Annotated in this window: 3 tRNA genes and 2 rRNA genes; all 5 read left to right on the forward strand. The window is 47.3% G+C overall.

Going from position 1 to position 1,660, the window contains the following annotated elements:
- Window positions 1-536, forward strand: a 16S ribosomal RNA gene (locus tag PAND9192_RS20175); the annotation flags it as partial.
- A 101-nt stretch (window positions 537-637) separates the two neighbouring features.
- A tRNA-Glu gene (locus PAND9192_RS20180) sits at window positions 638-713 on the forward strand.
- 2 nt (window positions 714-715) lie between these two features.
- Window positions 716-791 (forward strand) — tRNA-Lys (locus PAND9192_RS20185).
- 31 nt (window positions 792-822) lie between these two features.
- Window positions 823-898 (forward strand) — tRNA-Val (locus PAND9192_RS20190).
- Window positions 899-1,227: 329 nt separating this feature from the next.
- Window positions 1,228-1,660, forward strand: a 23S ribosomal RNA gene (locus PAND9192_RS20195); the annotation flags it as partial.

Below are 1,660 nucleotides of genomic sequence, written 5' to 3' on the forward strand. Positions count from 1 at the left end.
CGCTAGAGATAGCTTAGTGCCTTCGGGAACTCTGAGACAGGTGCTGCATGGCTGTCGTCAGCTCGTGTTGTGAAATGTTGGGTTAAGTCCCGCAACGAGCGCAACCCTTATCCTTGTTTGCCAGCACGTAATGGTGGGAACTCCAGGGAGACTGCCGGTGATAAACCGGAGGAAGGTGGGGACGACGTCAAGTCATCATGGCCCTTACGAGTAGGGCTACACACGTGCTACAATGGCGTATACAGAGGGCTGCAAACTAGCGATAGTAAGCGAATCCCACAAAGTACGTCGTAGTCCGGATTGGAGTCTGCAACTCGACTCCATGAAGTCGGAATCGCTAGTAATCGTGAATCAGAATGTCACGGTGAATACGTTCCCGGGCCTTGTACACACCGCCCGTCACACCATGGGAGTGGGCTGCACCAGAAGTAGATAGCTTAACCTTCGGGAGGGCGTTTACCACGGTGTGGTTCATGACTGGGGTGAAGTCGTAACAAGGTAGCCCTAGGGGAACCTGGGGCTGGATCACCTCCTTACCTAAAGACTTATACTGTTTTATGCAGTGTCCACACAGATTGCTTGGTTAAAATGTAAGAGAGCCACTTATTGTTGCCCAACAATAATAAGTATGAACATTGTCCCGTTCGTCTAGAGGCCTAGGACACCGCCCTTTCACGGCGGTAACAGGGGTTCGACTCCCCTACGGGACGCCAATGGGTCGTTAGCTCAGTTGGTAGAGCAGTTGACTTTTAATCAATTGGTCGCAGGTTCGAATCCTGCACGACCCACCATTCTTTCTCACGAAGGAATTAAAACTATCGTGGGCGATTAGCTCAGTTGGGAGAGCACCTCCCTTACAAGGAGGGGGTCACTGGTTCGAGCCCGGTATCGCCCACCACTCTCTAAGAATTTTCTGCACGGAATAGCAGATTTAATGAAGAATACCTTTATTAAGTCCGCATTGTTGTCGCTGAAAATCATTAGAAAGTGGTTATCGTTAGATAATTGCATGCTCTTTAACAATCTGGAAAGCTGACTAGTAAATTCAATCGAAAGATTGATTTTAAAAATGTTTTTATTTTCGAATAAAAACGAGTTCTCAAAACAACACACATTCAAGTGTCTTGTATCGAGTCCGGCGAAAAACCAATGTTTAATATTTTCTTGATCGGATTATTAAACGCAAACCTTGGTTGTTTGAACATACAAGACCTCTTGGGGTTGTATGGTTAAGTGACTAAGCGTACACGGTGGATGCCTTGGCAGTCAGAGGCGATGAAGGACGTATTAACTTGCGATAAGCCCAGATTAGGCAGTAAAAGCCACTTGAGTCTGGGATTTCCGAATGGGGAAACCCACTAGCATAAGCTAGTATCATTAACTGAATACATAGGTTAATGAAGCGAACCGGGGGAACTGAAACATCTAAGTACCCCGAGGAAGAGAAATCAACCGAGATTCCGGTAGTAGCGGCGAGCGAAACCGGATTAGCCCTTAAGTTAGTTCAGCGTTAGGTGAAGGTTCTGGAAAGTGCCGCGATACAGGGTGATAGCCCCGTAACCAACAACGCTTTATTAGTGAAATCGAGTAGGACGGGACACGTGATATCCTGTTTGAACATGGGGGGACCATCCTCCAAGGCTAAATACTCCTGACTGAC

The sequence above is a fragment of the Photobacterium andalusiense genome, from assembly GCF_900185625.1.
In the GTDB taxonomy this organism is placed as follows: Bacteria; Pseudomonadota; Gammaproteobacteria; order Enterobacterales; family Vibrionaceae; genus Photobacterium; species Photobacterium aquimaris.